Source organism: Roseibium sp. (genome assembly GCF_025698965.1).
In the GTDB taxonomy this organism is placed as follows: Bacteria; Pseudomonadota; Alphaproteobacteria; order Rhizobiales; family Stappiaceae; genus Roseibium.
This window is the reverse complement of sequence record NZ_JAILWL010000497.1, coordinates 1-4,661: the sequence shown is the minus strand read 5'-3', so window position 1 is coordinate 4,661 and position 4,661 is coordinate 1. Positions and strand designations below refer to the sequence as shown.

Annotated in this window: 5 protein-coding genes and 1 pseudogene; 2 read left to right on the top strand and 4 right to left on the bottom strand. The window is 54.5% G+C overall.

What is annotated here, in order from left to right; translation table 11 throughout:
* From K5905_RS27965 to K5905_RS27955, 3 genes are all read right to left on the bottom strand, one after another.
* The coding region (locus K5905_RS27965) for a DUF3833 family protein (protein WP_297590487.1) at positions 1 to 242 on the bottom strand (242 nt) is incomplete at its 3' end.
* 68 nt (positions 243 to 310) lie between these two features.
* Positions 311 to 1,315 carry a P1 family peptidase gene (locus K5905_RS27960; RefSeq protein ID WP_297590485.1) on the bottom strand — a complete coding sequence of 335 codons (1,005 nt, stop codon included), beginning with the start codon at positions 1,313 to 1,315 and terminating at the stop codon, positions 311 to 313.
* A 56-nt stretch (positions 1,316 to 1,371) separates the two neighbouring features.
* On the bottom strand, positions 1,372 to 1,899 hold the full coding sequence (locus K5905_RS27955) for a flavin reductase (RefSeq protein ID WP_297590484.1): 528 nt from the start codon (positions 1,897 to 1,899) through the stop codon (positions 1,372 to 1,374).
* Positions 1,900 to 2,389: 490 nt separating this feature from the next.
* Here K5905_RS27955 and K5905_RS27950 point away from each other — a divergent pair, with 490 nt between their 5' ends.
* Positions 2,390 to 3,493, top strand: a complete 1,104-nt coding sequence (locus K5905_RS27950; protein WP_297590482.1) for a branched-chain amino acid ABC transporter substrate-binding protein — start codon at positions 2,390 to 2,392, stop codon at positions 3,491 to 3,493.
* On the opposite strand, the gene K5905_RS27945 is transcribed toward K5905_RS27950, so the two are convergent.
* Positions 3,494 to 4,108 (bottom strand): YceI family protein, encoded by a 615-nt coding sequence (locus tag K5905_RS27945; RefSeq protein WP_297590480.1) that lies wholly within the window; start codon positions 4,106 to 4,108, stop codon positions 3,494 to 3,496.
* A 289-nt stretch (positions 4,109 to 4,397) separates the two neighbouring features.
* On the opposite strand from K5905_RS27945, the pseudogene K5905_RS27940 reads away from it, so the two are divergent.
* Positions 4,398 to 4,661, top strand: a pseudogene (locus K5905_RS27940) (L,D-transpeptidase); the annotation flags it as partial.

Genomic DNA, 4,661 nt, shown 5'->3' with positions numbered 1-4,661 from the left:
CCGTCCTCGTAAACAAAGTCCTCACGCAGGCGAAGTGTAAAGGTTTTTGAGTTCCAGGTACCTTGCAGATAGACCGTGAAAGGCCTGTAGACGCCTGCGATCCGGCTTTCAAAGACACCCTTGCCGACAGTTTTTCCACGAAAGAAGTTTTCAAGGCTCAATTCGACGGCAAACGCTGAAGATGCGCTCGTCATCGCAGTAAATGAAAGGGCCAGCAGCAGGATTTTCCAGATACGAACCATCTTAGTGCAAGCCTTTCCTGAAAGGATTTGCACTGATTACGGTTTAGGTACTCTCGCGGATTTCTTTTTTAAGAACCGAATTTCTCTTGCCAGGTCGGAACCGGATCACCGGGTGCGGGGGAGGCGCTGTAAATGCCTCGGGCAATTGCACGCGCCAGGCAGGATGCTGCAGCTGCACCCAGCTGAACCATATCCTCCAGGCCGCTTTCCAATCTGCGTTGACCGGTTGAAAGAGCAAACACCAGGTCGCCGTCAAGCGGTGTGTGTGCCGGCCAAAGAGCGCGGGCAAGGCCGTCATGTGCCATTACGGCAAGTCGTTTGGCTTCGCCTTTCGTCAAGATGGCATCCGTTGCCACTGCAGCGATTGTAGTGTTGGCACCGGCTTTCAAAGCGTCCAGTTTGGTTCGAACGCTCGTCCCGTCCTGAGGGAAGGGATGAGCCATTCCGCGACCGCCGAATTCTTCGCCGACTTCGAAAGGCGACGCCCAGAAGTGTTCCGTGTCGCCTACGGTCGCACGGCCGAGCGCATTGACGGCAACAATCGCGCCGACCGTGACACCATTGTCCAGGACTTGTGAGGCCGAACCGAGCCCCCCTTTAAGGTTGGCGGTCGTTGCGCCTGTACCAGCGCCAACCGAACCGAGCGCAAAATCATAAGAAATGGCATCCAGGGCCGAGCGTCCAAGATCGCGATAGGGTGCGGCCTGGCCCCAGCTCTTGTCACCTCCGTTCAGAAGGTCAAAGAGGATGGCCGTGGGTACGATCGGGACCCTGACAGGACCGACTTCAAAGCCATATCCAAGTTCCGCCAGCCGGCCTTGAACGCCAGCCCCGGCATCAAGACCGAAAGCGGAGCCACCGGCCAGAACGATCGCGTCAATCTTTTCAACGGTCTGTTCCGGTTCCAGGAGTGCAATTTCCCGGGTTCCCGGAGCGCCGCCATGAATTGCCACAGAGGTTACGGCGGCTTCATCGGGAACAAGGACGGTTGCACCGGATTTCAGCTCCTGGTCGGAAGAGTTTCCGACCTTCAAACCGGGGACATCGGTGATCAGGTTGCGTGGGCCGAGCATTGCGGTGTCGTTCCGAATAAATAAAAATCGAGAGGTCCAGTTTGGTCCCAAGTCGCTTACGTGTCGAGACTTTTATATCCCCGGCGGACATAAAGCAGCGACTTGCCCGGACCGGTCATGCGTAGATCGGCAACGGTTCCGACGATGATCGAATGAGTGCCCATTTCGGTCACGGAATGAACTTCGCAATCAACGCTGAGCCGTGCACTGTCCAGTGCCGGGCAACCTGTGGCGAGGTTGGTCCATTCTCCCTTGGCGAATCTGTCCGGCATTTCCAGGTTATGGCGGCCAGCAAAGGCATCTGAAATTTCTTCGTGATCGTCACTCAAAGTATTGAGACAAAACCGACGATTTTCCAGGACGGCACCGTGCATCCGGGTCTGTCTGTTCAGGCAGATCAGAATGCTGGCTGGATCGTCGCTGACTGAACACGCTGCCGAAACCGTTGCGCCCATACGACCACCGGGACCATCCGTAGTCACCACATGGACAGCCGCGGCGATCCGGCTCATGGCCTCCCGGAAACTTTGCGTGTCCAGAGTCAATCTGTTCTGGTCAGCAGGATCGGACTTGGGTGATGACATTTATACTGCTCCAAGGGCGCAGGGCCGGGATTCGCGCGAGTGATCGAATGACGGAGTTTATTCGTCCACACGGCCTAGATCATACCCTCTTAATATAGACAGCAATTGAATGAACGATTTTTTTCGCGCTACGAGGCGAGAAATTGCAGGAAGTCTTCTGACTTTCAGAGTTTCGCATTGAAGTTACCGGGAGTTTTCACCCTGTCCTGCAAGGACGCAAAACGGTCTTGATTTGTCACGTCAAAGAGCTCAATCGGACAGGAGACCTGCTTTTCGCGGTTTTCCTTGCGGCGGGTCGCCCTTTGCTGCCCGTTGCAATCCATTTCAAGAGGGTTTGACCTAAGGTCGAAACGAAGCTGGCCGTAAATTTGCTCGAATTCCGGGACTTGGAAATCCGCCACGGATCGCCTTTTTCGTATCATCTGATTGAGCTCTGCGGCAACGCGCGGTAGGGGTAAGGCAATGCCAATTGGAAACTCTAAGGAAACGGATGTCCTATCAGCGTCTTGCCGCCGGCATAACCCTTGTTGCGTGTAGCCTTTTTCCGGGCAGCGCTTTGGCGGAAATTCTGATTGCCATTGCCGGTCCGATGAAGGGGCAGTTCAGCCAGTTCGGCGAACAGATGCGTGCCGGGGCCGAACAGGCCGTTGAAGATATCAACGCCAAAGGCGGCGTGAACGGCGAACAGCTTGTTCTTGAAATTGCTGATGATGCCTGCAGCGCGGACCAGGCGGTTGCAGTTGCCAATCAGTTGATAGGCAAAGAAGTGGCGTTTGTTGCCGGACATTTTTGTTTCAGCGCCTCGATACCGGCCAGCGAAGTCTATTCCAATGCCGGAATAATCCAGATTTCTCCTGCTACGACCTTGCCGAAATTTACCGATGAACGGCCCGGGCGCGGCATTTTTCGATTGGCGCCGCGCGATGATGCGCAAAGCAAGGTTGCGGGGCGTTTTTTGGCTGAGGCCTACAGCACAGGCAGGATTGCAATCCTTCATGACAAGACAGCCTATGGCAAAGGCCTGACTGACGCGGTCAAAACGGTGATGAATGACCTTGGTAAAACAGAGAGTATTTCTCGCGGGTTTGATGCTGGAGAGGACAATTTCCGCAGTCTTGTTTCGCAATTGAAGCTGGAGAATATCGATGTCGTTTATCTGGGGGGATATCACCCCGAAGCCGGCCAGATAAAGCTGGAAATGGATCGGCAGGGTCTCAACGCCGTGCTGGTCTCCGGGGATGCCGTGATGAGTGAGGATTATTGGGTTGTCGCCGGACCTTCAGGCGGGGGGACATTGTTCACTTACCCGGCCGTTCCAAGAGAGATGTCGGCGGCTCAGACAGTCGTGGCGGTTCTTGAAGACGGCGGAAAACCCGCTGACCGGTATGCATTGACGACCTACGCGGCCATTCAGGCCTGGGCTCAGGCGGCAGAGACGGCTGCTAGCATTGCGTCTGAAGACGTTGCCAAGGCGTTGAGCGAAGGCTCATTCGAGACGGTTCTGGGCACTTTGACGTTTGACGAAAACGGCGACAGCAACATACCGGACTATGTCTGGTTTGAGTGGCGCGATGGTGAGCCGCACCGGATGTGATCATCCCCGTCTCCCGGTTCCACTGATTATCAGATTCACCTTGTCGGCATAAATCGGCAATCCGGCCTCCATGCCGTAAAGACTTCTGAAAAACCCTCCTGAAACTTCAAAAGCCACACGGCCTCGCGTGGTTGTGTCTGTGAACTTGACCGATAGTTTGGTGCGCTTTCTTTGCCCGCGCAGAGTAAGTACGCCGTCGACATCAGCTGTATATTGCCCGGTGATGCGGATCCGGGTGCTCCGAAATTCGGCAACCGGGTGGTTGGCGACGTCGAACATCGCGGAACTTTTCAAAAAACCGGTGACCCTGCCGTTGTTTGTTTCAACACTCCTGAGATCGACTTTCACGTTGACGCGGCTCTTTTCCGGTCTGCGCTGGTCAAGGATCATTTTTCCGGAGATCTTTCGGAAAGCTCCCTTGACCGGTCGGCCTCCGAGAACCCGAACTGTAAAACCGGTATCAACATAAGCAGGAGTGAGAGTGTAGGTTCCAGTGATAGGACCGGCATTCGCGGACAAGGTTCCGGTGAAAAGCGAGCCAATGCTGGCAAGAAAGACCAGTGCTACCAAGAACTTAAGTTCGGTAATGTTTCTGGGAAATTGCGCATTCTTCATTTGGAATCCTCCCTCCGGACCACCTGTTTTTCGGAAGCGGGGCTGTGGTCTCCATTATCTGTAGTGTTTTAATACTGATTGGTACTAATTTCAGATCACAAACTCTCGAAGACGGCACACAAACAGGCGAGTGCCTTGAAAATGTCGGACGCGGCACTGCGCGATCTCTCCGAACGGGTCTGCAATGACTGCATATGCGCATTAACCTTTTGGTAAGAAATTAGGGCGCTGCCCGTTCTTTCAAGAGGATAGGCGCTGTATTCTTACCGGCAAAATCCAAGGGGAAGTTATGCGTCTGAAGCCCTTTATCCGTCTGACGATACCCGTTCTGGCGGTCTTCTTTTTCAGTGTGTCTTTGGTTCCGACTGAAGCTGCGGAGCTGGTAGGGTTTGCCGATCACCGGTTCCGACCAGGCACAATCGTCATCAAAAACTCTGAAAAGCGGCTTTATCTGGTACTGCGCGGCAATCAGGCGATCCGCTACAAGGTGGCTGTCGGCAAACGCCGCAAGGCCTGGACAGGTCAAGCGCAGATCACCGCCAAATATATCAAG

Excerpts from the sequence above, each read along its gene's own strand:
- K5905_RS27945 (WP_297590480.1), bottom strand. The coding sequence starts at position 4,108 with ATGAAGAATGCGCAATTTCCCAGAAACATTACCGAACTTAAGTTCTTG.
- K5905_RS27950 (WP_297590482.1), top strand. The coding sequence starts at position 2,390 with ATGTCCTATCAGCGTCTTGCCGCCGGCATAACCCTTGTTGCGTGTAGC.
- K5905_RS27955 (WP_297590484.1), bottom strand. The coding sequence starts at position 1,899 with ATGTCATCACCCAAGTCCGATCCTGCTGACCAGAACAGATTGACTCTG.
- K5905_RS27960 (WP_297590485.1), bottom strand. The coding sequence starts at position 1,315 with ATGCTCGGCCCACGCAACCTGATCACCGATGTCCCCGGTTTGAAGGTC.